At 55.5% G+C, this 26,809-nt stretch carries 23 protein-coding genes and 1 pseudogene; 15 read left to right on the forward strand and 9 right to left on the reverse strand.

Going from position 1 to position 26,809, the window contains the following annotated elements; genetic code table 11:
- Nucleotides 1-156 precede the first annotated feature (156 nt).
- Nucleotides 157-1,191 carry a porin gene (locus ACXHXG_RS21565; RefSeq protein WP_457900657.1) on the forward strand — a complete coding sequence of 345 codons (1,035 nt, stop codon included), beginning with the start codon at nucleotides 157-159 and terminating at the stop codon, nucleotides 1,189-1,191.
- A gap of 117 nt (nucleotides 1,192-1,308) precedes the next feature.
- Here ACXHXG_RS21565 and hemN read toward each other — a convergent pair whose 3' ends face one another.
- On the reverse strand, nucleotides 1,309-2,655 hold the full coding sequence (hemN, locus tag ACXHXG_RS21570; RefSeq protein WP_457900686.1) for an oxygen-independent coproporphyrinogen III oxidase: 1,347 nt from the start codon (nucleotides 2,653-2,655) through the stop codon (nucleotides 1,309-1,311).
- Between the two features lie 334 nt (nucleotides 2,656-2,989).
- On the opposite strand from hemN, the gene ACXHXG_RS21575 reads away from it, so the two are divergent.
- Nucleotides 2,990-3,292, forward strand: coding sequence for an omptin family outer membrane protease (locus tag ACXHXG_RS21575; protein WP_457900658.1), 303 nt, complete (start codon nucleotides 2,990-2,992; stop codon nucleotides 3,290-3,292).
- 138 nt (nucleotides 3,293-3,430) lie between these two features.
- On the opposite strand, the gene ACXHXG_RS21580 is transcribed toward ACXHXG_RS21575, so the two are convergent.
- The gene (locus ACXHXG_RS21580; RefSeq protein ID WP_260305697.1) at nucleotides 3,431-3,883 is read right to left on the reverse strand and encodes an SgcJ/EcaC family oxidoreductase; all 453 of its coding nucleotides are present in this window, start codon (nucleotides 3,881-3,883) and stop codon (nucleotides 3,431-3,433) included.
- A gap of 391 nt (nucleotides 3,884-4,274) precedes the next feature.
- Here ACXHXG_RS21580 and ACXHXG_RS21585 point away from each other — a divergent pair, with 391 nt between their 5' ends.
- The 3 genes from ACXHXG_RS21585 (at nucleotide 4,275) to ACXHXG_RS21595 (ending at nucleotide 8,131) form a co-directional block, all read left to right on the forward strand.
- Nucleotides 4,275-5,156, forward strand: coding sequence for a calcium-binding protein (locus ACXHXG_RS21585; protein ID WP_457900659.1), 882 nt, complete (start codon nucleotides 4,275-4,277; stop codon nucleotides 5,154-5,156).
- Between the two features lie 797 nt (nucleotides 5,157-5,953).
- Entirely contained in the window at nucleotides 5,954-6,892 is a 939-nt protein-coding gene (locus tag ACXHXG_RS21590; RefSeq protein WP_260305698.1) for a LysR family transcriptional regulator, read from the forward strand.
- A gap of 189 nt (nucleotides 6,893-7,081) precedes the next feature.
- Nucleotides 7,082-8,131 carry an AraC family transcriptional regulator gene (locus ACXHXG_RS21595; protein ID WP_457900660.1) on the forward strand — a complete coding sequence of 350 codons (1,050 nt, stop codon included), beginning with the start codon at nucleotides 7,082-7,084 and terminating at the stop codon, nucleotides 8,129-8,131.
- Nucleotides 8,132-8,686: 555 nt separating this feature from the next.
- Here the strand turns inward: ACXHXG_RS21595 and ACXHXG_RS21600 are convergent.
- Nucleotides 8,687-8,905: a hypothetical protein gene (locus tag ACXHXG_RS21600; protein ID WP_457900661.1), complete on the reverse strand. Its 219-nt coding sequence runs from the start codon at nucleotides 8,903-8,905 to the stop codon at nucleotides 8,687-8,689.
- Nucleotides 8,906-9,400: 495 nt separating this feature from the next.
- On the opposite strand from ACXHXG_RS21600, the gene ACXHXG_RS21605 reads away from it, so the two are divergent.
- From ACXHXG_RS21605 to ACXHXG_RS21625, 5 genes are all read left to right on the forward strand, one after another.
- Entirely contained in the window at nucleotides 9,401-9,991 is a 591-nt protein-coding gene (locus tag ACXHXG_RS21605) for a NodA family N-acyltransferase (RefSeq protein ID WP_260305701.1), read from the forward strand.
- Nucleotides 9,992-10,327: 336 nt separating this feature from the next.
- Nucleotides 10,328-12,088: an acyltransferase family protein gene (locus tag ACXHXG_RS21610; RefSeq protein WP_457900687.1), complete on the forward strand. Its 1,761-nt coding sequence runs from the start codon at nucleotides 10,328-10,330 to the stop codon at nucleotides 12,086-12,088.
- A 94-nt stretch (nucleotides 12,089-12,182) separates the two neighbouring features.
- Nucleotides 12,183-12,464 carry an acyl carrier protein gene (locus ACXHXG_RS21615; protein WP_260305703.1) on the forward strand — a complete coding sequence of 94 codons (282 nt, stop codon included), beginning with the start codon at nucleotides 12,183-12,185 and terminating at the stop codon, nucleotides 12,462-12,464.
- Entirely contained in the window at nucleotides 12,465-13,673 is a 1,209-nt protein-coding gene (locus ACXHXG_RS21620; RefSeq protein WP_457900662.1) for a beta-ketoacyl-[acyl-carrier-protein] synthase family protein, read from the forward strand.
- Nucleotides 13,674-13,845: 172 nt separating this feature from the next.
- Complete coding sequence (locus ACXHXG_RS21625; protein ID WP_457900688.1) at nucleotides 13,846-15,285, forward strand: amino acid permease; 1,440 nt, start codon at nucleotides 13,846-13,848, stop codon at nucleotides 15,283-15,285.
- A gap of 497 nt (nucleotides 15,286-15,782) precedes the next feature.
- Here the strand turns inward: ACXHXG_RS21625 and ACXHXG_RS21630 are convergent, their stop codons facing one another.
- The 6 genes from ACXHXG_RS21630 to ACXHXG_RS21655 all read right to left on the reverse strand — a co-directional run bounded on the left by ACXHXG_RS21630 (nucleotide 15,783) and on the right by ACXHXG_RS21655 (nucleotide 22,448).
- On the reverse strand, nucleotides 15,783-17,324 hold the full coding sequence (locus ACXHXG_RS21630) for a SulP family inorganic anion transporter (protein ID WP_457900663.1): 1,542 nt from the start codon (nucleotides 17,322-17,324) through the stop codon (nucleotides 15,783-15,785).
- A 4-nt stretch (nucleotides 17,325-17,328) separates the two neighbouring features.
- On the reverse strand, nucleotides 17,329-18,021 hold the full coding sequence (locus tag ACXHXG_RS21635) for a carbonic anhydrase (protein WP_260305708.1): 693 nt from the start codon (nucleotides 18,019-18,021) through the stop codon (nucleotides 17,329-17,331).
- Between the two features lie 404 nt (nucleotides 18,022-18,425).
- Nucleotides 18,426-19,571 (reverse strand): MFS transporter, encoded by a 1,146-nt coding sequence (locus ACXHXG_RS21640; RefSeq protein WP_457900664.1) that lies wholly within the window; start codon nucleotides 19,569-19,571, stop codon nucleotides 18,426-18,428.
- 93 nt (nucleotides 19,572-19,664) lie between these two features.
- Nucleotides 19,665-20,633 carry a class I SAM-dependent methyltransferase gene (locus tag ACXHXG_RS21645; RefSeq protein WP_457900665.1) on the reverse strand — a complete coding sequence of 323 codons (969 nt, stop codon included), beginning with the start codon at nucleotides 20,631-20,633 and terminating at the stop codon, nucleotides 19,665-19,667.
- Nucleotides 20,630-21,862, reverse strand: coding sequence for an STM4012 family radical SAM protein (locus ACXHXG_RS21650; protein ID WP_457900689.1), 1,233 nt, complete (start codon nucleotides 21,860-21,862; stop codon nucleotides 20,630-20,632). The genes ACXHXG_RS21645 and ACXHXG_RS21650 overlap by 4 nt, the downstream gene beginning before the upstream one ends.
- A 142-nt stretch (nucleotides 21,863-22,004) precedes the next feature.
- The gene (locus tag ACXHXG_RS21655) at nucleotides 22,005-22,448 is read right to left on the reverse strand and encodes a pseudoazurin (RefSeq protein WP_260305712.1); all 444 of its coding nucleotides are present in this window, start codon (nucleotides 22,446-22,448) and stop codon (nucleotides 22,005-22,007) included.
- A 395-nt stretch (nucleotides 22,449-22,843) separates the two neighbouring features.
- Here ACXHXG_RS21655 and ccoN point away from each other — a divergent pair, with 395 nt between their 5' ends.
- The 5 genes and pseudogenes from ccoN to ACXHXG_RS21680 all read left to right on the forward strand — a co-directional run.
- Complete coding sequence (gene ccoN, locus ACXHXG_RS21660) at nucleotides 22,844-24,460, forward strand: cytochrome-c oxidase, cbb3-type subunit I (RefSeq protein WP_457900666.1); 1,617 nt, start codon at nucleotides 22,844-22,846, stop codon at nucleotides 24,458-24,460.
- A 7-nt stretch (nucleotides 24,461-24,467) separates the two neighbouring features.
- Entirely contained in the window at nucleotides 24,468-25,199 is a 732-nt protein-coding gene (gene ccoO / locus ACXHXG_RS21665) for a cytochrome-c oxidase, cbb3-type subunit II (protein WP_260305715.1), read from the forward strand.
- A 9-nt stretch (nucleotides 25,200-25,208) separates the two neighbouring features.
- Nucleotides 25,209-25,361 carry a cbb3-type cytochrome c oxidase subunit 3 gene (locus ACXHXG_RS21670; protein ID WP_104825658.1) on the forward strand — a complete coding sequence of 51 codons (153 nt, stop codon included), beginning with the start codon at nucleotides 25,209-25,211 and terminating at the stop codon, nucleotides 25,359-25,361.
- Between the two features lies 1 nt (nucleotide 25,362).
- Nucleotides 25,363-26,226: a cytochrome-c oxidase, cbb3-type subunit III gene (ccoP, locus tag ACXHXG_RS21675; RefSeq protein ID WP_457900667.1), complete on the forward strand. Its 864-nt coding sequence runs from the start codon at nucleotides 25,363-25,365 to the stop codon at nucleotides 26,224-26,226.
- A 375-nt stretch (nucleotides 26,227-26,601) separates the two neighbouring features.
- Nucleotides 26,602-26,809 (forward strand): annotated as a pseudogene (locus ACXHXG_RS21680) (cytochrome c oxidase accessory protein CcoG); the annotation flags it as partial.

Genomic DNA, 26,809 nt, shown 5'->3' on the forward strand with positions numbered 1-26,809 from the left:
TCAGACCGAATTGTTCCTTTTGAAAGCGTAGCCAGGCCTGGCCTGCTCAAGGGCGGGAGTGAATCAGAAGCATAGGAATTCGCTTTCAACGACGATTGCTGAGCACGCGTTCAGCGCGCGTGATGAATTCTCGTTGACCTAAACATTGGAGCTTCAGTGAATATCAGACCCATTCTTCTCGGCGCGATTGCAACACTTTCAGTCGCGCCTTCCGTACGCGCTGCCGATCAAGTCGTCGCCATAGAGCCGGAACCGGCTGAACTTGTCCGTATCTGCGATGCCTACGGCAAGGGCTATTTTTATATCCCCGGATCTGAAACCTGCATGCAACTCGGCGGCATGGTCCGCACGCAAGCTTCGTCATACAATCCTTATGCCCCAGTAGAGCCCAGCGGTACCACCTGGCTGACGCGAAGCGAGATCTATGTCAATACGGTGACGGAGACTGAATATGGCCCCCTTAAGACGACGACGACTCTACGGTTCGATTATACGGACGATAGTAACACGCTCGGCGCCGATCTGCCTTTGGCGAATATCTCGCTTGGCGGTTTCCTTGTCGGGCGCGCCGGCTCTCAATACAATGATTGGATCGGCTATGCCGGCAATGTCGTCAATCCGGATGTGATCGGCAATGGCCCTATCAAGTTGAACCAACTTTCGTATTTTTATGACTGCGGCAACGGCATGTTCGGTGTGGTCTCGATCGAAGACAGTTTCTCGACGAGTGTGAATCCTAGCAGCGCAGATCATTATGCGCCGGACGCAGTGGCTGGTCTTGGCTACAAGACTGGTCCTTGGTCGGTAAGAGTTGTCGCTGGTTATGATTCCATTGTCGAGGAGGGCGCAGTCAAGGCTCGTATCGATGCCGATTTTGGCCTCATCAGTGCATTCCTCATGGGAGCTTGGAATACAGATGGCAGCAAGATCAACAAATATGCGAACGGTGACGTTACTGGAAGCAGCGGCGATTGGGCGCTCTGGGGCGGCAGCACGGTCAAGATCAATGATAGGTTAAACTGGAATACGCAGTTCGCATATGCCGACAACAAGACGTTCCAGGCGGCGACAACGGTCGAATGGTTCGCAACCAGAGACCTGAAAATCGAGCCGGAAATATCCTATGTGAACTACGACCGGATCAAGGATGACACTTGGGCCGGCGCGCTTCGGATTCAGCGGTCGTTTTAAGATTTAACCGACGGGGAGGGAGGACGGATGGCCTCCTGCCAAACATCTCGAGAAACTCGTACTCGATAAAGTCCCATGATCGCTGATTAAGCTTGTTTGCCCTTGCTTTTTGACGGCCTAGAGGGGTGGGCGGCCAAGATAAGCATCGAATGCGGAGGCGACAGCGCGAAGCGCAAAGCGACACTCCTGCCGCACACGGACCAAACCGTTGTCGATGTCCACTATCCCGTCCTCAGCCAGAATGTGCAACTGCTTAGCGGAACTGAGTAAATGGATCGGATCAAATCCGTGAGCCGTACAGATTGCTGGTACGTCTGCTTCCAAGTAGCACATGAGTTGCTCGATGATCGCCGCCCGTACGCGATCTTCGACGGTGAGACGATAGCCTTTTGATGTCGCCAAGTGGCCGGACGCAATGGATCGGTTATAAGAGTCTTGTGGGAGTTCGTTTTGAACGTAACCTTCGCCGCAACGACCGATCGCCGACGCGCCGAAGCCGATCACAGTTTGGCGTGTTTCGGCCGAGTAACCAAGGGAATTGCGCCGAAGACGACGAGTCCTCTGCGCCAGCGCAAGCTCATCATCCGGCAAAGCGAAATGGTCGAGCCCGATTTGCAGATAGCCGGCGGCAACTAACGTGTCGGCCATGACTGAGGCCTGCTCGGCGCGCGCGGCTATATCGGGCAATGCTGCCCGGTCAATCAAGCGCTGATTTTTTCTATAGGAGGGAACGTGCGCATACCCGAAAACCGCGAGGCGGTCGGGACGCATCTCAATAGCTAACATCGCGCTCTGGCGACAGGACTGGACTGTTTGATACGGTAAACCAAACATCAGGTCGAAATTGATGCGCCCTATTCCGTGCAGGCGCAGGTTCTGGACGGCAGTCATCACCTGCGCCTCGCTCTGAACCCGGTTGATCGCTTTTTGCACGATGGGATCGAAGCTCTGCACACCGACGCTTGCGCGGTTCACACCGGCTTTTTGCAAGGCTTCGGCCATATCGGTGGTGAACGTGCGCGGGTCGACCTCGATAGCGATGTTAGCCGCTTTCTCGAACGCGAAGCGGCCGCGCAGGAGTTCCATAAGCGACAGGAAGTCTCCTGGCGGCATGATGGTCGGGGATCCGCCTCCGAAGTGCACGTCGCTCACCGGGAGTGCCTGCGGCGCTAGCTCGGCAACCAAGCGGATCTCCTCGCGCAGCACTGCGAGATAATTGATGATCAAATTATCCAGACGAGTGATGCTCGTCGGAAAGCCACAATACCAGCACATCGAGCGGCAAAATGGAATGTGAAGATAGAGCGAAACAGCGTCATCGGTTGACAGGCTCCTCAGCCATTCCTCATAGGTCTCGGCGCCGATTGCTGAGGAAAACTCCTGTATCGTCGGATAGATGGTATACCAAGGTAAATGCGACCCGCTATGTTTTTTCGAGATGAAAGTTGATGACGATGCGCGCAATGACTTTCGTCTCCAGTCCGGCTTGTCGTGTCCAGATTTCACGCGCCGTCTTCCTTTCGGTCAAATGGGATTCTGTGCTTGAGGGGTGCTTTCGCGGCCAGGCATCATGGCTTTCCCGCCGTCTTTCACCGGCAAAAGGCATGCCATTTGAGTTGAAGATCGAGAACTTGGACCGTGAATGGCGGAACGTTTATTGATAGCACGGGGGATTTCGCAACAAGCGCTTCAACTTTGAGGACGGCGAGCGGGTCATCAGTTACGAACAACGCTACCCCGGCGTTTCCTTGGCGCCGAAGCGACCACGAAATACGGAGATTGGACCCTTTCGGCTCTATTGCGTTGCGGCGCCAATGTCGATGCCAACGACGTCGACAATCATTGGCTTCGCAATTTGGATTTCGAGGACAAGTTCGGCGCGCATCCTTTCGTTTCGATCTGCGCCAAGGCCGTCTATCAGATGACGGGCCGCGTCAGCCTCTTCTTTGCCGGCAATTTCGATCAGTACTTTCGCAGGAAAGGCGGATACGACGGAATACGACACGTCGACCAGGCGGCCGAGGTCGGATCTTACAAAGATGGCGCCGGCATGGACCTTTATGCCCTCACCCTGGCAGCCGGTTTCAAGCTCACGTTCTAGCCCGTTGTGACAATCTGGCAATTCGCTTCCGAAGCAAGGCAAGTGATGCTTGATAAGAGTTCTGGCTTGGAATGATGAGCTGGAGTTCATCCCAAGCGGGGTGCTGGCATTCGCCAGCACGCGTAGCTGTCGCCACCCCTAGGTCTCAGGCATCGCTGAGGAGTGATGGGCTGTAATCATCCATTTTCCGTCCATGAACTCATAGGTGTAGGTGTAACGCGCGGGAATTTTGGTGCCGTCGGCGAATGAAAAGGTGTAAATGCCGCTGTCCGTTGCCATGTTACATCCGATCCTAATTACGCGCAGATCGATCGATCCTTTCGGCCGCTTTTTGAGAAAGTGGTCGAAATAAGCGGCTCGCTGCTCGTGCGTCAGACGCGGTGTGTTCGACAGCGTCGGCAGCAGGATCGCATTTTCTGCATAGTTCGCGGCAACTTTTTCGGAATCGAGCGTTCTGAGCGACGCATTCCAGCGATCGAACAATTCAGCAACCTGCTGCTCGGTGATCGGTGCGCAGTTTACAGTCCCAGCGACGGCTTGCTGCAAAGATAAAGTGGAAAGGACCGCCGCGGCGGCAAGTGTAAGACGCATGCTTCATCTCCGGTTTTTAATGGCACGGGTAGGTTCTCGGCAGGGGCTTCTCTTGATTGCTTTCAGCATCACCCGTGTGCCGTCGACGCGCCTGATTTTCGTCACTCTATAGCCCGCCTGATGCAGCACGGCCGTCAATTCGTAAAATCGATTGTTTGGATAACACGCATCAACGCCATCAATTTGCATTTTAAACACCGCGGCCCTCGTCAGAATTGGCGAGCAAGCAAAGACCGTGCCGCGGCGCATATCAGCAAGCTGACTTCAGGGCTGCTTTTGAGCAATGAGGTCTTTCAAAGACAAAGCGTGGCCATTGCAAACTTAACGTTCGAGAACAGGGTGCGCATCTATCCATCGGTGACATGGATGCGACCCATCGAAACAATCAATTATGCTCATGGCGCCACACAGCATCTTATGGCGCTGCATCAAAGGAGTATTTGCGATGGAAAAGTTTTTCCGAGGTAGCGAGAACGCCGATAGCCTCTTTGGCAGCAATGGAGACGATGTGATCATTGATCACGGGGGCAACGACTGGATCGACTCTCGACCAGGCAATGACCGTGCCTTCGGCGGCGAGGGTAATGACCGGATCTTAGGGGGCGCGGGCAATGATCAGGTCTACGGCGAAGACGGCAACGACTATCTCTCCGGCGACAACGGCCGTGATAAACCCCCGATTTTCGGTGAGGACAACGACTATCTCTCCGGCGGAAAAGGCGATGATGTTCTCTTCGTCGGTGACGGCAGGGATTGGCTGAAAGGGGGCGAGGGGCGCGACACGTTCGTCTTCCAGTTCCACAATCCTCAGCCCGGGGACCACAATCCGATGCCAGGGGTGTTCCCGAAACAGGGACTAGACCCGGACATCTCCACCATCCTCGATTTCGATCCGGCGCAGGATACTTTCGCCTTCGACGCGATGGACCTTTACAACGACGGCTTCGGCGCGAATTTCGTCAATCACGCGAGCGTTCAGTCGGGCTTTCCGGTGGACACCTTCTATAGCGGCAAGGCCTCGGGTGCGAACGGCGAGCACGTCGTGGTGATCACTGACCGGAGTTTCGCCGATGGCACTGCCGCCGCACGCGCGATTTCAGGCGAGGCTGCCGGCGACATCCTTGTCTACCACGACAATAAGATGCACACTGCAAATCTCGCCTATGTCACCTCGGAAAACAGCGTGGATCCATTGGTTCATTTGCCTGGTGTGCAGACTGTGGCTGATCTTGCCAATATGCATCTGACAGGGTGGGATTTCACATTCGTCTGATTGCATGATTTGCCACGAATCCTTGCCCCTTTCAGGTGCACCGTTTTGGCTTGTCCGGGAGTTCGCCCCTCGCAGCCCCTCAATTGGGTTTTTGCGGCAGGCATTGCGATATGTCGAATTCCTGAAAGCGAGTTCTGAAGGCCGCGGGTTCTTACCACATGGTCGCGGAGTGCAAATGAACTTTGCAAAATCGCCACGGCCCAAAGGGAGGAGCAAGCCAATTCAGTTTTTTAATGAACTGACAATTTAGCGACCGGCCGCCCGAGCGCGTCCTGTTGCTGCGCGATTTTGCCGGTACGAACGCTGAAGCTGACCGGGCAAGACACGTCGCATGTTATGAGGCACGGCGCGCCTGTATCCTTTTGAAGCACGGTGTCGACATACCTTTCCACTAGCTCGTTCAAAGCCGCGTTCCAGGCAAGTTCGCCTTTCGGGATTAACGATGTGTGAGTTCGGTACCGTCACTGTCGAGCATCTGACACGCGTCCAGTTGGATGTTGAAACCATTTGCGACATCATCAATGTGCCTAAGGGCAACGGCCGGATGGAACCAAAATCAACGCCTGAAGACTGTGAAGCGCGCAACGGCAGGCGGCAGGTCATAATGTCCAAAATGTCAGGTTGCCTACAATCAAAACTAGTCGATTCAATCCCAAGATATCCGGATTACGCATCCAATGGTCTTTGCGATGCTGGTTGATCTTGCTTTGCAACTTCACGACGTCAGATCTGCCCCGCAAACATCGGAACACTACTGTTCTTTTCAACCCTCACGATAATTCTGAGGCTAAATCGGTATGCGTTTCAAGGGTCTTGACCTTAATCTTCTCGTCGCATTGGACGCTTTGACGACTGAGCGTAACGTTTCAGCAGCGGCGTGCAGCATCAATCTCAGTCAGCCTGCGATGAGTGCCGCCGTCCGCCGGCTGCGCGACTATTTCGGCGATGACCTGTTTACGATGCAGAACCGAAAACTTATTCTGACGCCACGTGCGGAAAGCCTCGCCTCCGCGGTTCGAGAGACACTCCAGCACATTCAACTCAACGTTATTTCTGCCGGCAGCTTCGCACTGGACGAACCGGAGCGACACTTCACGATTGCGCTTTGTGATTTCATGACGACCGTGTTCTTCCGGAAAATCATAAAGCGGCTGGCACGGGAAGCTCCCGCAGTCAGTTTCGAGTTGATTCCGCTCCCAGATAACCCGGACCAGCTTCTGCGGCGGGGCAAAGCAGATTTTCTGATTCTTCCGGAATTGTTCATGTCAAGCGCACATCCGAGAGCGAAGCTGTTCGACGAAAAGTTCGTGTCTGTTGGCTGTACGACGAATACGAAGCTATCTCGGCATCTCACAGTCAGAGACTATATGTCGATGGGCCACGTCACGGCTAAGTCTGGGGTTGGCCAACAGCAATCGCTTGAGGATTTTTATCTATCGGAACGAGGTGTCAAAAGGCGTATCGAAGTCGCCGTTCAGAGCTTTGGGATGGTGCCGGCAGCGCTGTTGGGCACCGACAGACTCGCGATTATGCCTCTGCGACTGGTGAAGCATCTCGCACCATCTATGCCCTTGCGGATTGTGGAAAGTCCAATACCTCTTCCAGCGTTCACCGAGGGCATCCAGTGGCCAGCCTCCCATGAAAACGATCCGGCGAGCACCTGGATGCGTGAGATAATTCTGCAGGAGGCGTACCGCATAGCAAGCCCTTCCATGTGTCGCGAAGGTGACACTTAGGAGACGGAAATGAAGTTGAGCCTCCACAAGATTGCCGAGCGGATCGGTCTTTTATGACGACGAACCGCGGACGGACTTCCCTAAGGCCTCACGGGCGTATGAGCCGGGGTTCATTTCCGCGGTGACTAACCGGAAATTAGCGCTCGAAGAATGCAGTATCCAAATTGTAATCACGAACAGGCGTATCGGATGTCGCAAAGCAGTAACCCACATTTGACATTTAGGCGTGATGGATCGTCATTTGATGGCATGATCGAAACACTCGGTACCGCCTTTGGCGAGTATAAAGCCGAGCTTGTCAGCCCCGTCGATGACTTCCAATGGAGTCTTGATTTTTCCACCTGCGACTGTGCCACCGTGATCAAGGGTTTTCATCAACACGAGTTCGAGTTTCAGATTGAGCCTACCATCAACGCAGTGGAGCATTTGTCGATTGTGCTACCGCGTAGCGGCGGCATGGGATTGACATACGGCTCGCGCGAAGCCACCGCTCGACACGGTAAATTGCTCTTATACAACAATCTTGAGCCAGAGAGCGTCATGATGTACGGCCGATCGAACATCATTGACGAACTTTTGCTCGATTGGAATGTGATTCTACAGACGCTCGATCAGACCTTCGAGACGCCATTCAGTGGATCATTGGGCCTTCTTCCGGAATTGGAAATGTCGACGTCAGCCGGTCAAATGATCGGCTCTCTCGCGGAGACCGTCATTCGTGGGTTGCGCGATCCCTCGGTTCGATCCCCAATTGCAATGGCGCATATCACGCAAGCTTTGGCCGACCTGATAATACGCTTTGTCCCTCACAAGCTTTCGCACCTGCTCGACAGGAAGCCCTACATGATTGCCCCGAGGCATGTCCGGCGCGCGATTGAATATATGGAAGCCAATATCAGCCAGCCGATCAGAATTCCGATGGTCGCCAAAGCCGCTGGCGTGTCGACACGCGCATTGCAACTCGGGTTCCGTGCCTTCCGGGAGACCACGCCGGCCGCTTATTTGGCGATGCTTCGCCTGCGGGCGGCGCGGGTGGATTTACTTGATCCTGAGAATGGGCACACAACGAGAGAAATTTGCTTGAAATGGGGATTTCTTCACTTCGGGCGGTTCTCGGCGATGTACAAGGCAAATTACGGTGAAAGCCCTTCTCATACGAGAAAGCGCATCAGGGGTATGCAGCCGCGCTCGCGCCGGCAACAAAAAACTTTAGTGGGCAACTCAATCTCGCAGAGATGATCTCTCGCGCGATAAATGATTAGATGCGCGTGGGCGGCTGGTCGGGCTGCGTCCGTCAGTTTCCCCAACTGCCCTCGTTCTCCCGTGTCATTCGGACCATTGCAAGGTTCCGCTATGACCATCTTCATTTTTTGCCAATGGGATTCCTCCCGCGCCGATTGTCTGATATAGACCGGGCGCCCTGTCGCTGGCGCATCAATGCCATCCGCGTCAGCGCACCCGCCCTGTCATTGCTTGCCACGTGGTAATGACAGGGCAACCTGGTCGATCGAGCGTAATGATGAACAGGGATCCCGGGGACGATTCCCCTGGCCGACCCATCGATGTCGATGGTAATCAATCACGCCGCAGCCGGCGAACACCGGAGTGGATCACAGCGTGCGCCGCTAGCCGCGATCGCATTGCCAGGCCGTCTTGCACTGCCGAGTGAAGCTCGTCCGGGGACAAGAAAACCAAGCCGACGACGTTCTCAATCAGCGTTGCTGAAGATGATTCGTAACGGCAGGCTGTGCCCGCGCGAGGCATTCCGGAGCGAATTGCTGATGTTGCGAGGGCCTAGTCTGGCGCGCCTTCAAGGAGGCCGTCATAGACTTGCATGAGCGCGTTGATGATAGCCTGTCCAAGAGCATTACCTGTTTCGCGGACTGCATCTTCGGTTCCATCACGCGCGGCCTTGGCCAGATCAAAACCCTGTTCACCGACAATCTGCTTGGCAACCTCAATAGCCCAGATGCCAAAGTCACCCCGGTTGTCGATCCTGATGCTTTCTTCCATTCTTCGTCCCGTCCGTTTATGCAAGAGCGCTTTACGCGTCCATTCCCGAAATGGCCAGCACTGCTGACCAATCGCCATCCAGCACTATGATGATTCGAATTAAGTGCGAGCGATTTTTCTCATGTTCACAATGCAAGCGACTTCCAGTCGCTGGCGCATTGAGTTCAACAAGAGTTTAAGTGTCGCGCTTATGGGATGCAACCCATTCATCGCTTGGATGCACCGCATCCAAATAATCGATTTTACGAATTGTGCGCTATGATCCATTAAAGGAACATCGCTTGATCGCTATCAAGTACATTGATGGCTGTCGCAAGCGGTTCGCGAATGGACAGGTATTTGGTTGCAAAGCCCCACAGTCAGGAACCCAGCGCCACGATCGATCCTAATGAGGGCTACAGTCGGCGGCAGACGAATGCCTTTTAGGCGTCCTCAACCCGGTGACTTTCATCGCATAGCTGCTTTTAAAAAACACTCGGAAGAGGAGATTTTTGCATGTGCTCTCAAATGCGGTGGAGACTATGCTGGGAAAGCGAGCTGGAACTCGCCGATCATGTGGAACTCGCCAACTTCTTTCGAACGACCTACGGGCCAACCGGGGCCTTTAATGCAAAACCATTCGAGGGCAGTCAAAGCTGGGCCGGAGCAAGACCCGAGCTTCGCCTCATCGGTTATGACGCTCACGGGATCGCCGCTCATCTGGGACTGCTACGTCGCTTCATTAAAGTTGATGGAATTGACCTGCCGGTAGCTGAGTTGGGATTGTACGGGATACGCACCGATCGCGAAAGACTCGGAATGAGCCATTCAATCCGAGCCATGCTTCCAACCCTCCAGGATCTCGCCGTTCCGTTTGCTTTCGGCACGGTTCGGCCAGAGTTGCAAAGGCATATCGAGAGGTTCGGCCGTTACGGTCCTGTGACGGTTTTTTCGGACGTTCGCGTGCGGTCCACCCTACAAGAGCCGCGTCTCGATAAGCCGCCCACACGCATCGATGACGCACTTGTCGTCGTTCTGCCGATTGGACGATCAATGTCCGATTGGCCTGCTGGCTCGATGATCGATCGCAATGGACCGGAGCTATGACGCGCCTGGCCTGCCAATGCGTCGTATATGTCGAGTGCACCTAGGGCCGCAGCGCGCTCATGAAGTCAGAACCGATCCAGCGCTGGCTTGCTTGGGCAGCCTACTAAACAGTCACCTTTCGGCCAAGTCATCGGTCAATCCCATCAATTGAGAATTACATCAGGTCCTACCGATGCCGCGAGAATTTCGAGCCGATATCCAAGCCCTACGAGGGCTCGCTGTTTTGCTGGTTGTTCTCTATCATGCCCATATTGGGCCGTTCGCAGCTGGTTATCTTGGCGTTGATGTTTTTTCGTAATTTCGGGCTTTCTGATCACCGATCTGATCAGTAGGCAACTGGAGCAGTCGCGGTACAGCTTCTTGGAATTCTACTATAGACGTGCGAAGCGTCTGTTGCCGGCCGCCTACGTCGTTATTGCGCTTACGACGATCGCTGCGCCTCTTTTTCTGTCGGACGTGGGGCTGCGGGAGTTCCGCAATCAGGTGATAGGGGCCCTCACATTTTCCGCCAACATCGTTCTTTGGTTGCAGGCGGACTATTTCGGCCCTGTCGCCGAACGGATGCCCCTCCTGCATTTTTGGTCGCTCTCGATCGAAGAACAATATTACCTGCTGCTGCCTCTCTTCTTGGTTTCGGTTCCCAGGAGATGGTGGCTCGTTGGAATTGCCATGCTCCTTGTCGCCAGCCTGACCCTGTGTGTTTGTCTGGTCACCTGGAACCCCTCGGCTGTCTTTTATCTTCTGCCGACCCGATCTTGGGAAATGGCCATGGGTTCACTCGGGGCTTTGCTTCCCATCAGGCCCTTGGTGTCTGCCGCGCTTGCGAAGTTACGTTTCCCAGCACTCGCGCTTCTCCTCCTTGCCCCGATGGGTTTTGCTCATCCCGTCGTCAATGCCGCTTTGGTTTGCTTGGCCACTCTCGCTCTCCTACGCGCGCCTAACTGGGACAACGCGGTCGTGCGTGGCATGAGGAGGATCGGTGACCTCTCTTACTCGCTTTATCTCATCCATTGGCCCGTGCTCGTCTATGTGAGAGCTGTGTGGTTGGCGGAACCTCCAGCGCTTGCGATCTATGCGGCCGTTGCTTTTTCAATGGTTGGGAGCTGGGCGCTTTACAGGTTCGTGGAGGAGCCATTCCGACGCGGATACGCCATGTCGCGCCTCCGGCTGGTCTCGGGATTGGCTGCAACATCGGTTCTGCTCGCCTCCTCGCCCTCCCTTGCCATTGCCGCGACCGAGAGCAAATCTGATTTCGCCACCATCCGGCGGATCAACTACGGCCTGGGAAGAGCATGTGATTTCAGCCTGGGATCGCCTCCCCAGGAAATCCCCAAGAGCTGCCAGACGGCAAGCAGGCCCGAGCTATTGGTCTGGGGCGATTCTTTTGCAATGGCACTTGTTCCGGGCCTGGCCAAAACAGTTGGCGAAGGCGGCCTTGCCCAGCTCACGATGAGCGGGTGTCTCCCCGCCATTGGCGTTGCTGCTGTCTCGAGGGAATTAGCGTCACCCTTTTCCCTTGCCTTTGCCCAGGATTGCATTGCCTTCAACGACCGCGTTTTGGCCATTTTGAAAAACCGACCGGAGATAAGCACAGTTGTTATTTCAAGCCCTTTCGACACGCCTGTATCGGGTGAATTTATCCTGCTCAAGAGAAATGGTGAGACTTTCACTGAGGGCGAGCTCTCGCTCTATGCAGCCGTTGAAGGGATCAAGGCTCTCGTCGAAGCCGTTCGGGCAACGGGCAAGCGCGTCGTTGTGGTTGCTCCTCCGCCAGTCGGAAACTTCGACATCGGCGATTGCCTGGAGCGCAAGGCGAGGGGGAGCATTATGCTTGGGCGCTACAGCGACTGCAAAATAGATGTGAGTGAATATCGCCGCAGACGCGCCCGCACCCTGGAGCTGTTAAACGAAGCAGCGCTAAAGGCCGACGTAGAAGTCGTTTCCTACCACGACTTTCTCTGCGACGGCACAAAATGCAAAACCGAGATCGACGGCAAATTCCTTTACCGAGATAGCGGTCACCTTTCCTATGAAGGATCTGAGATCATTGCTCGCCAGACAAATCTTGCTGAGAGGCTGATCAGGGCCGCTCGCTAGAGCATTTTGGGCCAATCAAATCCTTCCATTTCGAGGGAGGGGACACGTTCCTGGTGCCACCTGTGCGTCGTAGGAAAAATCGAGAGGAGACAATATGGCAGATCAAATCGCAGATAACGTCATCGCCATGATCAAGAAAAACGCTGCTGCGTATGGCACCGACAGAGATCCCTCCTTGAGCGACGCCGAAATAACGACTGAGACCGAGCTGACCTCGCTCGGTATCGATTCGATAGGACTGGCGGATATCCTCTGGGATCTGGAGCAAGCCTATGACATCGGCATCGAGTTTAACACCGCAGACGCCTGGGCAAATCTTAAAACTGTCGGTGATCTCATTGAAGCCGTCCGCGCTTTGAGAGTAAGGGAGGCTTGAATGGACAGGCGCGTCGTTATCACTGGAATGGGCGGCCTATGCGGACTGGGAACCAACCACACCTCCATCTGGGAAGCAATGCGCGAAGGACGTTCCGCTATCGGCCCAATCGCCAATTCAGACCTTCACGAGTTGAAGGGCATGATCGGCGCCGAGATCAAGGCGCTACCGGAGCATGGCCTAAATTCCAAGCAAACCAATTCAATGGACCGCTTCAGCTTGCTTGCCGTGATTGCCGCACGCGAAGCTGCAAGACATGCCGAACTCTCCATTGACGAAGGAAACACCTATCGCATCGGTGCGATGGTGGGTGTTGGCGTGTGCGGCTGGGAAGCGATCGAAGGAAACTATCGCGCTCTTCTTTTAGATGGCGCTCGGCGGGCTGCCATCCTTACTGCACCCAAGGTTATGCCGAGTGCTGCCGCCGCTCAGGTCAGCATGAGCCCTGGCTTGCGCGGTCCGGTTTTCGGCGTCACATCCGCCTGTGCCTCGGCCAACCATGCCATCGCCTCGGCAGTGGATCAGATCAGGCTCGGCCGCGCCGACGTGATGCTGGCCGGCGGCAGCGAAGCCCCGCTTGTGTGGGGCGTGCTGAAGTCTTGGGAAGCGCTGCGCATACTCGCGCCCGATACCTGCCGACCCTTCTCCGCCGACAGAAAAGGCGTGGTATTAGGCGAGGGCGCGGCAATGGCGGTATTGGAAAGCTATCAGCATGCGGCACGGCGGGGTGCGACGATACTTGCCGAAATCGCCGGCGCTGGTCTTTCCGCCGACGCATTCGACATCGTTGCACCTGCCGTCGAAGGGCCGGTGGCCGCGATGCGCGCCTGCCTTTCTGATGCTGAGCTGAATGCTGAGGACGTGGATTATCTAAATGCGCATGGCACTGGTACCAGAGCCAACGATCAGATCGAAACAGCAGCGATCAAACGTGTCTTCCGACATCATGCCAACTCGATGTCCGTCTCCTCAACCAAATCCGTGCACGCGCATTGCCTCGGTGCGTCGAGCGCGCTCGAGATGATCGCCTGTGTGATGGCTCTGCGCGAAGGCGTCGTGCCGCCGACCGCCAACTACCGCGAGCCGGATCCTGCTTGCGATCTCGATTTTACTCCCAATGTGCCGCGCGAGCGGAAATTGCACGTAGCACTGAGCAACGCCTTCGCCATGGGCGGCACGAATGCCGTTGTGGCATTCAAGCGGGTATAGACCAGGCGTTTTCCTCGCCTTGCCTGTCAATGATGCCGTGCTGAATGTCGGATTTTAGTCGTCTGGCGCGAGCTGTGCCAGTGGCTATCTGACTTGGATGATGTTGTCTGCTGGCGCCCGTGAGCTTTGGCCGATCATCAGCCCGTCGATCATAAACGACGAGAGGTACTCAATGAATATAGCACCACGGAACTCCGTAGATTCGCATCGAAAAGAGGATGATCATCTTGCACGTCACCTTTCCAACCGGCATCTCCAGCTTATAGCCATCGGAGGCGCAATTGGCACCGGTCTTTTCATGGGATCCGGAAAGACCATTTCGCTCGCCGGGCCTTCGATCTTGCTCGTCTACGCGATCATTGGCTTCATGCTTTTCTTTGTCATGCGTGCGCTCGGAGAAATCCTGCTATCCAATTTGGAATATCGTTCGTTTGCGGATTTCGCCGGGGATTATCTCGGGCCCTGGGCGCAGTTTTTCACCGGCTGGACCTACTGGCTTTCCTGGATTGTGACCGGGGTGGCCGACGTTGTCGCCGTTTCCAGCTACGTGTCATTTTGGCTCCCAGACATTGCGCTCTGGGTACCAGCGCTTGGTCTGATATTCACGCTTCTCGCCCTCAACCTGCCGACGGTGCGCAATTTCGGTGAAATCGAATTCTGGTTTGCGCTCATCAAGATTGTCACTATCGTGTCACTCATCCTTACCGGTGTTTACATGCTTTCCAAAGGCTTCACACTGCCCAATGGAAGCACGGCATCGGTCTCGCATCTGTGGCTGCATGGCGGCTTCTTTCCGAATGGCTTCCACGGTTTCGTTGCCGGTTTCCAAATTGCTGTGTTTGCCTTTGCAGGTGTCGAACTCGTTGGAATGACCGCGGCAGAGACCAAAGACTCGGCCCGCAACCTGCCAAAGGCAATCAACTCGATTCCGGTGCGCGTGGCACTCTTCTATCTCGGTGCCCTGTTCGTCATCCTTACGGTCATCCCATGGAATGAAGTCGATCCGAATTCGAGCCCGTTTGTCGCTATGTTTTCGCTTGCTGGACTTGGTATTGCCGCCCATGTGGTGAATTTCGTCGTATTGACCTCGGCGGCATCAAGTGCCAACTCAGGCATATATTCAACATCGCGCATGGTCTACGGACTTGCGACCCTCCGGCTGGCGCCGAGCCTGTTCGGCAAGTTGAACCGAAGGAAAGTGCCGGTAAATGCACTGTTCTTCTCGTGCGTCTTTCTGCTGGCGGGCATCGGACTGCTTTACTCCGGGGATAATGTTATCGAGGCTTTCACGATCGTCACGACGGTTTCTGCGGTGCTTATCATCTTTATTTGGTCGATCATCCTTGCATCTTACCTGCAATATCGCCGCAAGCGGCCTGACTTGCACGAAAAATCCAGCTTCAAACTGCCCGGCGGACGTGCGGCTGTCGCAATGGTCTTCGGCTTCTTCATCTTCATCCTGTGGGCCTTGGCGCAGAAGCCGGACACGGCTATCGCCTTGAAGGTTACGCCGCTGTGGTTCGTATTGCTCGCAATCGCCTATGTAGTAGTCAAAAAGGCACGACGCTCACGATTATCCGTCGAGGGTGGAAATGGTCTCGATCGAATATGACGAAGATTTTCCGCCGGATAAGATGCAGCAAGGCGCCGGTGCGCCCCGCTGGCGCTCAGCTTCTCTGCCTGGTCGCCTTTTCCGAAGACCTGCTTGATCCCTGTAACTCAAGAAAGTGGCAGATGGATTCGACATAGCGTTTCCGGTTCGAATGGCGAGTTTGTAGGAAGAACCACGGATTGTCAGAAACCCGACACGGCCGGCCGCCAATCAAGCAGCGAAGCTCTTCCTTCGCTATCGCGCTCAGAAACGCAGGAAGCGTCGCTCTGCAAACGGACGACAAGCCGGCCTAAGCAATACGAAGTGCAGCGCGCGTTTTCAAATCCAGATGCGACGGTCGCTCCTTTTAAGCCGGGCAGCGCGGACGCACCAAAAAATCTCAGGAGAAACAGGCAAGCTTCTTTAAATCATAATTTGCGAGGCGGTTGATCAAAGGCATAAGATCCGGATGGCCGAGAATGTCTTCGCCCATCCGCTGCTCGGCAGTCCCCTGCGACTTATCCTGCGGGTTCCGCGGTCTCGGCGGTCAATCGCTTGAAGATCGGCACCAAGCGCGGATGACGGCCGGCGGGTGGATGCTGAATATCGACCGTGCGCCCTACTTTTTTCTGCCGCTTAAGCCAATCGCGTAAGGTCTCTGCGCAGGTATGGTCGACATAGTGCAAATCGCTGCTGACGATCCGGACCGTGCAACCAGCTGGAAGCGATTCCAAAGTATTAAGGAGCGCGGGAACATCCCTGCAAGTCGCAACGCCTCCAAGCGTCAGATGAATCGTCTCAGCATCTTCCATTCGATCGATAGCAAGCTTGCGCCGTAGATAAGGAAGGACCTCGAAAATCGAGAGCGTCAAACCTAGAGCCACGCCCACGAGCAAGTCCTGCAAGACGACCATGGCAACGGTCGCAACCCAGATGCCCACGGGCACCCAACCATGATGATCGAAGAGATCGCGCACGTGATGAAGGCTGATCAGCCGCCAACCCGTCACGAGCAGTATTGCGGCGAGCGCCGTCAGCGGCACCATGGAAAGCAATTGCGGCAGCAACACCGTCAGCCCAAGAATCCAGACGCCATGCAGGACTGCCGATGCCCGTGTGCGGGCACCGGCTTGGATATTTGCCGAGGAGCGCACGATAACACCAGTGATCGGTAGACCACCGAGCAGTCCGCAGAACCCGTTGCCAATACCTTGTGCGAAAAGCTCCTTGTTGAAGCGTGTGCTGGCGCCGTCATGCATCCGGTCGACAGCCGCAGACGACAGCAATGATTCAGCACTGGCGATGACCGCAATTACCAGCGTTGTAACGACGATCCCAGGCTGAGCCATATTCGCGAAACTTTCCACCGTCGGCAATGAAATGCTGTTTGCTAGAGATGCAGGAACCTCGACCCTGGCAATCGGTAGCCGCAATGCAGCCGTTAATGTGGTTCCGGTGGCAACGCCTACCAGCGCACCCGGGACCAGCCTCAGCCGGTTGGGCCTGAATTTTTCCCAGCCGATCATCGCGAGCAAGGAAATCAGCCCTACAAGCAGGTCGACGGATTCGCTCGTCAAACCGCCCCCCCAAAGATGTCCGAATGTTCGCTCCATCGCCACGACGTTTTCAATGCCACCCGCAGCCGGTTTGGCCCCCATCAGAACGTGTATTTGTCCGAGGATGATCAGAATGCCGATACCGGCCAGCATACCGTGAACGACAGCGGGCGAGATTGCCCGAAACCATGAACCGATCTTCAGGAACGCGGCAAGGATCTGCAAAAGCCCGGCAACGATCAGGACCGGCCCGAGCATGGCCACTCCATATTGTTCGACAAAGCCGAAGACAACGACCGCCAGACCAGCGGCAGGGCCTGACACTTGCAGGGGCGAACCCGCCAGCAAGCCCACCACAATCCCGCCGACGATGCCTGATATCAGGCCCATGGCAACAGGCACGCCCGAGGCAACCGCAATTCCAAGGCAAAGCGGGATAGCAACGAAAAAGACGACAAGCGACGAGGAGAAATCGCGCGAAAAAGCGAAGTTGTTATTGGTCATGGCCCTACTCCGCTGCAACTGCGGCTGCGACTTGCGGCCGATCACGACCGGTAACGGCAACCGGTAACGGCCCGTCCTCGCGTATCTTTGTGAAGCGAGCGGCCGACCCGTCGTAAACCTCCACCTCGCCGGTTTCGATATCGAAAAACCACCCGTGCAGCGTTATGTCATTGGTCGCAAGTTTGGCTGCGACGGACGGATGTGTGCGCAGGTGGTCAAGCTGAACAATGACGTTCTCCATGGCGATAGCGCGGACCTTCTGACGTTCGGAAAGGTCGGCCGGATAGGCTTGGCAAACGATCGAATGCGCAGCGCAACCATGCTTCAGCCAAGCGGCGACGTTCGGCATGGATTTTAGCAATTCGGGACGGCAGAGGCCTTTCATCGCGCCACAATCGGAATGGCCACAAACGATGATGTCTCGAACCGCGAGAGCTACGACGGCATATTCTATTGCGGACGAAACGCCACCGTTTGCGGTGGAAAATGGTGGAACGATATTTCCGGCATTGCGGCATACGAACAGCTCGCCTGGTCCTGACTGCGTGATGGTTTCTGGCAGGACTCGACTGTCGGCGCACGAAATCATCAAGGCGTGCGGCTGCTGTCCCTCTTGCGCAAGCTTGCGGTAAAGTGCCTGGTAGTTCGGGAACACGGCACCGCGGAAATTCGAGATTCCTTTTAGTAGATCACCCATAGCAAGTCCTCATTGTGGGGGTGGATGGAAGCAGGGCGCGCGCCTGCCTCGGCGGAAATCATTTCGCAACTGCGAGATGGAAGTGTGATAAGCAAAGAGGATGCCAAGGCGTCGATCGCCCCATTCTATATTGTAATAATATGATCCTTGATCACGGCTTGTCGCCTTATCTGCCCGGAAAAGCCCGGTGGACGTCCGCGAGACCGCAATTGCCGGAGCAGGCATCGATTAAAGTTGGTAGTAGGTCCTCAACGGGATGCTGCGATGCGGAATTTTAAGCAACTGCGAAGTTTTCCGTCCTGCTCGATGGAGGCGCAGTGCTGAGATTCGGCGCAATGGCTCCGCGAACGCTCGTAAGAACCACATCGAGCAGGTGGACGCGATCACCCTGCCACACCGCACCATCAATGCGAGCTTCTGACCGACAAGATGGCCGTGGCCAAAGCTATCGCAGCCAGGCCGGCTGCCCCGATCGGCAGCACCGACACGTCATAATTTGCAATAAGCTTGCCGCCGACTACGGCGCCGCCGGCAACGCCTATGTGCATTGCGGTGACATTCGCACCGATGATAATGTCGTTCGGGCTTCGGCCGAGATCCGCAATATAGCTTTGGACGATCGGCGAGATCGACCAGCTCGCGCATCCCCACATTGACAGGCTCGCGAAAAAAAAGATGCTGCTTTCTGACATGCATAACAGCAACGTTGTGACGAGATAGATTGCAGGGCTGGCGACCAGCGCGAGCCGACGACCTGCGACGTCAGAGAGAATACCGGCAAGCACGCCGCCCGCCATGCCCGACGACCCGAAAACCGCGTAAAGAAAGGCCTCCCAATGTGGCCCGAAGAACCCCTTGCTTGCGGCGTAAGAGGTCAAATAACTGAAGAGGGTGAAATGACCTGCAATGAACAAAATGGAAACACACTGCGCCATCATCTGATTGCGATCTCGGAAATGAGCTAGATACAATTTGCCAAAAAGCGAGCGCTTGCTCCTCGACCCGACATTCGGTAGTCGGACGATTACAAGCCATATAGTGACGACAGATAGCCCGATCATCGCAAGGCCTACGGCGCGCCAACCAATCAGATGTGTAATCCAAACGCCCAGAGGCACCCCCAAAAAAAGTGAGCCGCTTATTCCAAGGTACACGGCGGCTATGGCACGAGCTCGGTATCTTTCCGAGACGATCTGAACTGCAGAACCGACGGCGCACACCGATATCTGCGCGCAAGCCATTGCCGTGATGATCCTCGAGGCGCTTATCACGAGCAGCCCCGATCCACCGATCACGACCGCCACATTGCTTGCTGCAAAGATCGATATCGCTGCGACGAGCGTCGGTTTTGGATCGAAACGATAGGAAATCAGTGCAGCGATCGGCGCGAAGAAGGCATAGGTGATCGAGAAAACTGAAATGACGCTACTTGCTTCGGACTCGCTTACTCCAAGGCTGCCGGCCATATCCGGCAGCACCCCGATGAAAACGTTCTCGGCCAGTCCTGTGATAAACACAGCAATAGTGAGTACGAGAATTCGACTATCCATGCCGCCAACCGTGCTGGATTGGCGGCTTCTTGCGCGGTCTCTTTTCCACCAGCTCTGCCCCCATGCTCTCAGCAGTCCTCGTATGCCCTGGTTTCATTTTGTGTTTTGCGAGCCGAGATGGGCTCCTGCCTCAAACCCGTTTGACGTCCTCGGGACCGTTTGCAACGAGATCGGCTGCGTAAAGTACTCGTACTTGGCCGTCAGCACGCCTTGCGTGAACTGAAGCGCATGCTTGCCAAAGAACCACTCTTCAACAGCATAGCCGCGTGTCAGTTCGGTCGGCGAGGTAAGGTTCACTCCGGGCATTGCGATCCGATTGACCGTCGTCGGTCGGACGCATAACATGCTGACGTCCGCAACATGCATCCCGAGCGGGATCTTTTCGAACAAGTCGCAAGGCAGCTCGTCGCTGTTCGACAGGTCGACTTTGGTGAATGGCAAAGGGCCGTCGGGCACTGCCTTTCTGGACACAAATTTTTCTACTGCGTGGACATGCGTCGCAATCCCGGGATGGGAATCCCATTTTGCATAGAAATCAGAGCGTAGTACCTGCCAATCTGCATATAATGATTCAAGATCGCCCCGATCGAATGAATTGGAGTGCCGGCACTCGTACGGAACGGGATACCGGGAAGTGCCGATGATTGTTGTAAAATTGTGAAATCCGCCCTCGTTGGTCCGTTGTCTCAACTCGTTGACCAACGGAACCCACACATCCTTGCTCACAAAATGCAACGAAGAGTGCGCGAGAGCCAGGTCGTACCTCTGATCAGGCACGAAATCCTCAATTCTCCCTTCGATCACATTGATATTCAACGAATGCTTGGCGGTAACCGATCTCAGCTTTCTGACCGCGCTCGATGACGATTCCAAAGCTGTTATCGTGTGCCCCCTGAATGCAAGAAAGAGAGCGTTCCTGCCTTCGCCGCACCCTAGGTCGACGACCGTTGCGTTTCTTGGCAGTTGCTGTTCTACCTCATAGACTTCGATGCTTGGCCCGCCCATTGTCCAGACGTTGGGATCCGAATAACCTCGTTCCCAAAACCGCTCACTGTCATTCATTTCGGGACGTACCTTTCTTCACGGATCTTCACGTGGTCCGAGAAGAGGTGATGGGCTATCAGGTTGCTGTATTTGTAACCTTTCCGGGTCAGGCGGATGGCCCCATCGGACCGCAAATCGATGCAGCCTTCGACTTCCAGAGCATCTATCACTTCCAAAAAATCGGCGCGGAGATCCCGTTTGAAGCGTCGTGAATAATCCGATTCTGAAAGCTGGTTGAGGGTAAGATTGAGTAGAAAATATCTCAAACGTTCTTCGGATTCGTCTAATATCACTCCATATTTCAGCAAATTCCGGCCAGTGAGTTCGAGGTTTGCGTAATCGTCTATGACTTTGCCGACGTTCTTCAGCGCGACAGCATAGTCGAGGCTGTAGTGGTATTTCCCGTTATAACTTCGCGCGCCTGCCCCTATGCCTATCGTCGGAATGCCGAGAAAGTCAGACGTTTCCTGGCTGTAGGCGCTGGTGCCTTCGGGAAGACAGGTAAAACGGGTGAAGGATTCCTGCCGATACGCATTATCCTGCATAAAATCGACATTGCTGTCGTAGATCGCATATTTGACATGGTCTTCCACATATTCCCCAGGTTGCGATCGCTGCTGCTTTTGCACAGCAGTGAGTGGCCGGGTGACCGCCGGGTAGAGCGAAACGGTTGTTGGCCGAAAGGACAAAACCCGCTCCAGCGAGCGTTTCCAACTTTCCTGTGTTTGACGGAAGAGACCGTAGATCAAGTCGAGGTTGAAATTATCAAAACGCGTCCGAATTGCTTCGATGGCGGAAATCGACACAGAAACCGGATATGGACGTCCGGACGCTCTCAGTTCGACGGAATCCATCGTTTGGATTCCCATGCTGATCCGGTTCACGCCCTGGTTCTTCAAAAAATCTAGCAGTTCCCCGGACAGAGTGTCGGGAGAGCCTTCCACGCACAGCTCGGTTGAACGGTCGATATTTGGGAAGCCATTTCGAATGGAGGAGAAAATTTGGGCAAGCTGATCCATGGGCAGGAGAGTCGGGGTTCCGCCGCCGATATAGAGCGATGCCACAGGTCTGTGCCCCGCAAATGTTGCATAAAGGCGTATCTGCCAGCAGATCTTTTCGACATAACGTCGAATAAGATCCTCCGTGTGCCGCGTGGTCAGAAAGAGCGTACAATAGGTGCACCTATATCGGCAAAATGGCACATGTATATATAACGATACCGGCGCCTGGTCGTTTGAATCCCACACATTGCTCAAACTAACGTTTCAAGCTCTTTATATGTCCGTTTTGGGGGGTAGCTATAGACATACGCCTTAAGGTCGCCTTGCCCGATTGCTTCCCGCAGGGAATTTGCAAATGATTGCATGCTCCTTTCTCCTGCGGCCGGCATTATTCGGCAATCTGCGCGAGGTCAGCGTCAAGGCGCTTGCGCACGAGGTTTGGAACGGTTGCAGTCTTAATGGCATCGAGATTGGTCGGGTGGTCGCCAACCTGAACGAGCGCCACCATGCCCATGCCGGCATGTGGCGTGCATTTCACCACATAGGCGCCGGGTATATCGAATTTTGCCCGATATTCTTCGTTTGCTTTGGATTTGAACTCCGGTGCGCCTTTTGGGATCAAACCCTTGAACGTTTCGACATTGTGTCCCTTATCAACCGGAATAAACGTGACCGTGTCGCCTGGTGCTATTTTCGTGAAACCTGGCTCGAAGACCATTGCGCCGTCCGTGCCCTTGTTCACCATCCGAATCTGGTAGTCCGCGGCCAAGGGTGGCGTCGCTGATGTGGCCAGCGCCGCCGTTGCGACGATCGTATAGATTTTCAAACGCATTTCTGATCTCCTTCGCGATAGCCCGATTAACCGGCCCGAAGTTTTAGGCGCGGACCGGCCGACATTCCTTGAGATCGAGCAATCTTTCCTTGAGATCGAGCAATCTTTGATCAAATTCTGCGAAATCATGCGTGGCTGGTGTCCATCCGCGCGCGGATGAGGTCGCTGCGGCAACCACGCGTTCCGGCTCACGTTCTCAATGAGAACACTCCCAACGCGCCTCATCCTCGGGTGATTCAAAGCGCAATGGGATGCAATCAGGGTCATCAAACAAAAATCGCAGCGATCGTTGAGAGAGATCAAGGACTGAGTGCCCCTCACGTGCGAATAGTTCCCCAACTGGCGAGAAAGACGGCCGCCTGTGGCGCGGTCGTCTGCGCTTCGGGAACCATGACATGAATTACACCGCTGAAACCGTGCTGGTTGCGGTCGGGGCTTTCTTGGCACTGGTCGGCGCGGGGGCCTCTCATGATCAGCTTTTTGCAACCCAGATGGGGATCCTGTTCTTCTGTCTGCTTGCGGGCACCGTGCTGCTTTTGCGGCGGATTGATTTTTCCCCCGAGACAGTGAGCGCCAAATCCAAAAACGGAGCCTATTTTGACGAGGTCATCCGCTATGGATTGATTGCGACCGTCTTTTGGGGGGTGATTGGCTTCCTTATCGGTGTCGTGATCGCCCTCCAGCTTGCCTATCCGGATCTGAACGTCGCGCCGTATTTCAACTTTGGCCGGCTCCGCCCACTTCATACCTCCGCGGTCATCTTCGCCTTCGGCGGCAACGGGTTGATAATGACCTCCTTCTATGTCGTCCAGCGCACTTGCCGAGCCCGGCTCTTCGGCGGCAATCTCGGTTGGTTCGTGTTCTGGGGATATCAACTCTTTATCGTCATGGCCGCGACCGGCTATGTTCTCGGGATTACGCAGGCCCGCGAATATGCCGAGCCCGAATGGTATGTCGACATCTGGCTCACCATTGTATGGGTCGCTTATCTTGTCACTTTTCTAGGAACGATCTTGAAGCGCAAGGAGCCGCACATCTATGTGGCGAACTGGTTCTATCTGAGCTTTATCGTCACCATCGCCATGCTGCACGTCGTCAACAATCTGTCTGTGCCGGTCTCTTTCCTCGGCTCGAAGAGCTATTCGCTATTTTCGGGCGTGCAGGGTGCCCTGACACAATGGTGGTACGGCCACAACGCCGTCGGCTTTTTCCTGACCGCCGGCTTCCTTGGCATGATGTACTATTTCGTGCCGAAGCAGGCGAACCGCCCTGTCTATTCCTACCGCCTGTCGATCATCCATTTCTGGGCCCTGATCTTCATGTACATTTGGGCTGGCCCACATCACCTGCATTACACGGCATTGCCCGACTGGGCGCAGACGCTGGGCATGGTCTTCTCGGTGATGCTGTGGATGCCTTCCTGGGGCGGCATGATCAACGGTCTGATGACGCTTTCGGGAGCTTGGGACAAGATCCGCACCGACCCGATCATCCGCATGATGATCGTCGCGATCGCCTTCTATGGCATGTCGACCTTCGAAGGCCCGATGATGTCGGTCAAGACGGTCAACTCGCTCAGTCACTATACCGAATGGACCATCGGTCACGTTCATTCCGGTGCGCTCGGCTGGGTCGGCATGATCACGTTCGGCGCCATCTACTACCTGACGCCAAAGCTCTGGGGACGCGAGCGGCTTTACAGCCTCCGCATGGTCAACTGGCATTTCTGGCTCGCCACGCTGGGCATCGTTATCTACGCGGCGGTGCTGTGGGTCGCCGGCATCCAACAAGGCCTGATGTGGCGCGAATACAATAGTCAGGGCTTCCTCGTCTATTCCTTCGCAGAGACCGTGGCTGCGATGTTCCCCTACTACCTCCTGCGCGCCGTCGGCGGCGCTCTCTATCTGGCAGGGGGAGTGATCATGGCCTGGAACGTCGCAATGACCATCCAGGGGCGCCAGCGCGAGGAAGCCGCGATCCCGAGCGCTTTCATCGCCAAGGCCGCCGAGTGAGATAAACATGTCAATACTCGCCAAACACCAGATCCTCGAGAAAAATGCCACCCTGCTGCTCGTCGGGTCGCTATTGGTGGTCAGCATTGGCGGCATCGTCGAGATCGCGCCGCTGTTCTATCTCCAGAACACGATCGAGAAGGTGGAAGGCATGCGCCCGTACACGCCTCTCGAGCTGGCAGGGCGCAATATCTACATCCGCGAAGGCTGCTACCTCTGCCATAGCCAGATGATCCGCCCGTTCCGAGACGAAGTGGAGCGTTACGGCCATTATTCGCTCGCCGCCGAGTCCATGTATGACCATCCGTTCCAGTGGGGCTCGAAGCGCACGGGACCGGACCTGGCGCGTGTCGGCGGTCGCTATTCCAACGAATGGCACGTCCAGCATCTGTCCAACCCGCGCGAGGTCGTGCCGGAGTCGATCATGCCCACTTATGCCTTCCTCAAGGAGAAGGACGTTACGGTTAAGGATATTGGCATGGATCTCAAGGCTAACGAGGATGTCGGCGTGCCCTATAGCAAAGACATGCTGGCGAATGCGGAAGCCGACATGCGGGCGCAAGCCGATCCGAACGCAAATACGACCGATCTGCTGGCGCGATATCCAAAAGCGAAGGTCGGCGATTTCGACGGCGACCCCACCAGGCTGACCGAGATGGACGCGCTCGTCGCGTATCTGCAGATGCTCGGAACACTGGTCGATTTCTCGACCTATGACGATGCCACCGGTTATCGCTGAGGTGCCTCCATGGAAACATATACTGCAATGCGTCACTTCGCCGACAGTTGGGGACTCCTCGCAATGGCCTTGTTTTTCGTAGGGGCTATCGCCTTCACGCTCCGGCCAGGTAGCCAAAAGATTGCCAACGAAGCCGCTGACATACCTCTGAAGGATGATTGAGATGTCGGACAAACATATAGACGAACTCAGCGGCGTCGAAACAACGGGCCATGAATGGGACGGCATCCGTGAACTCAACAATCCCATGCCGCGATGGTGGGTGTGGACTTTCTATGCCACGATCCTCTGGGCCGTCGGCTATGCCATCGCCTATCCTTCCATACCCCTGATCAGAGATACCACCAAAGGACTGCTCGGCTTTTCGAGCCGCGCGGAACTGCAGCGCGAAATGGACAACGCCAAGGTTGAGCAGGCCCGTCTCGATGTTCGGATCGCCGCGAAATCCGTCGAAGAAATCGACGCCGATCCGATGCTGCGCGAGTTTGCCATCGCAGGCGGCGCCTCTGCCTTCAAGGTCAACTGCGCGCCGTGTCATGGCTCCGGTGCCACCGGCGCTCCGGGGTTTCCCAATCTGAACGACGACGATTGGTTATGGGGCGGCAGTCTTCCCGCCATTCAACAAACCATCGCTCACGGCATCCGCTTCGAGGCAGATCCCGAGACGCACGTCTCTGAGATGCCTGCCTTCGGTGATGTGCTCGAACGCGCGCAGATACGCCAGGTAGCCGCTTACGTTTGGGGCTTGACCGACACAGCTTTCGATCCGACGGCGGCCGACGCCGGCAAGCAGGTTTTCCTCGATAATTGTGCTGCCTGCCATGGTGAAGACGACAGGGGCAAACAGGAGATTGGAGCCCCAAATCTCGCCGACGCGATCTGGCTCAAGGGGAAAGGGGAGCAGGCGATTATCCGCCAGGTGACCCTGCCGAAACACGGCGTTATGCCGGCTTGGTTGGCCCGGCTCGGCGAAACCACCGTGAAGGAGCTGACCGTATTTGTTCATTCCCTGGGCGGCGGAAAATAGAAAAGAAAAATCACGAATTCACGTGCATCACAATCCTCATGGCCGGACGGACGACACGGTCAGCAGTCGATCACAATCTTGTCCATTTAAGCAAGGCGGTTGCGTTCGGGGCAGCCAGAAAACTTGCGCGTCGAACTGAAAAAGTTGGCAGGATTTTGATTTCACTCAACGATTGCAAGCGAGCAAGCTGCTATTCTCCGGCATTGGAGGACGTCCCTTCGTGCTTCGGCTCGTAGTTCCTCCGAGCCACACCCCTCGCGGAGTGTGGCTCTCCTTTTGATTGAGCCGATGGGCTCACTTTTCTCTCCCAGACTTGTGTCAAGAACGCTTGGCTCGTCAAATGCGGGATGAGGATCATCAACAGGATGGCATGCGATGAGCCTCAACATAGCTCCCACGAGAGTTGACGATCGCATCGAACGCTCAGACGTCGACGACGTTGGTGTCCTGCGCAACCGTCAGCCACTCTATGCTGCACGAAAGAAAGTGTTTCCAAAGCGGGCGCAGGGTCGGTTCCGGCGATTCAAATGGATCGTGATGCTGATCACGCTCGGCATCTACTATCTTTCTCCCTGGATTCGCT

Source organism: Rhizobium sp. LEGMi-198b (genome assembly GCF_054114205.1).

Bases quoted from the DNA above. Each gene is read 5' to 3' on its own strand.
- ACXHXG_RS21580 (WP_260305697.1), bottom strand. From the start codon at position 3,883: ATGCGTCTTACACTTGCCGCCGCGGCGGTCCTTTCCACTTTATCTTTG.
- ACXHXG_RS21585 (WP_457900659.1), top strand. From the start codon at position 4,275: ATGCTCATGGCGCCACACAGCATCTTATGGCGCTGCATCAAAGGAGTA.
- ACXHXG_RS21590 (WP_260305698.1), top strand. From the start codon at position 5,954: ATGCGTTTCAAGGGTCTTGACCTTAATCTTCTCGTCGCATTGGACGCT.
- ACXHXG_RS21595 (WP_457900660.1), top strand. From the start codon at position 7,082: ATGTCGCAAAGCAGTAACCCACATTTGACATTTAGGCGTGATGGATCG.
- ACXHXG_RS21600 (WP_457900661.1), bottom strand. From the start codon at position 8,905: ATGGAAGAAAGCATCAGGATCGACAACCGGGGTGACTTTGGCATCTGG.
- ACXHXG_RS21605 (WP_260305701.1), top strand. From the start codon at position 9,401: ATGTGCTCTCAAATGCGGTGGAGACTATGCTGGGAAAGCGAGCTGGAA.
- ACXHXG_RS21615 (WP_260305703.1), top strand. From the start codon at position 12,183: ATGGCAGATCAAATCGCAGATAACGTCATCGCCATGATCAAGAAAAAC.
- ACXHXG_RS21620 (WP_457900662.1), top strand. From the start codon at position 12,465: ATGGACAGGCGCGTCGTTATCACTGGAATGGGCGGCCTATGCGGACTG.
- ACXHXG_RS21625 (WP_457900688.1), top strand. From the start codon at position 13,846: ATGAATATAGCACCACGGAACTCCGTAGATTCGCATCGAAAAGAGGAT.
- ACXHXG_RS21630 (WP_457900663.1), bottom strand. From the start codon at position 17,324: ATGACCAATAACAACTTCGCTTTTTCGCGCGATTTCTCCTCGTCGCTT.
- ACXHXG_RS21635 (WP_260305708.1), bottom strand. From the start codon at position 18,021: ATGGGTGATCTACTAAAAGGAATCTCGAATTTCCGCGGTGCCGTGTTC.
- ACXHXG_RS21640 (WP_457900664.1), bottom strand. From the start codon at position 19,571: ATGGATAGTCGAATTCTCGTACTCACTATTGCTGTGTTTATCACAGGA.
- ACXHXG_RS21645 (WP_457900665.1), bottom strand. From the start codon at position 20,633: ATGAATGACAGTGAGCGGTTTTGGGAACGAGGTTATTCGGATCCCAAC.
- ACXHXG_RS21655 (WP_260305712.1), bottom strand. From the start codon at position 22,448: ATGCGTTTGAAAATCTATACGATCGTCGCAACGGCGGCGCTGGCCACA.
- ccoN (WP_457900666.1), top strand. From the start codon at position 22,844: ATGAATTACACCGCTGAAACCGTGCTGGTTGCGGTCGGGGCTTTCTTG.
- ccoO (WP_260305715.1), top strand. From the start codon at position 24,468: ATGTCAATACTCGCCAAACACCAGATCCTCGAGAAAAATGCCACCCTG.
- ACXHXG_RS21670 (WP_104825658.1), top strand. From the start codon at position 25,209: ATGGAAACATATACTGCAATGCGTCACTTCGCCGACAGTTGGGGACTC.
- ccoP (WP_457900667.1), top strand. From the start codon at position 25,363: ATGTCGGACAAACATATAGACGAACTCAGCGGCGTCGAAACAACGGGC.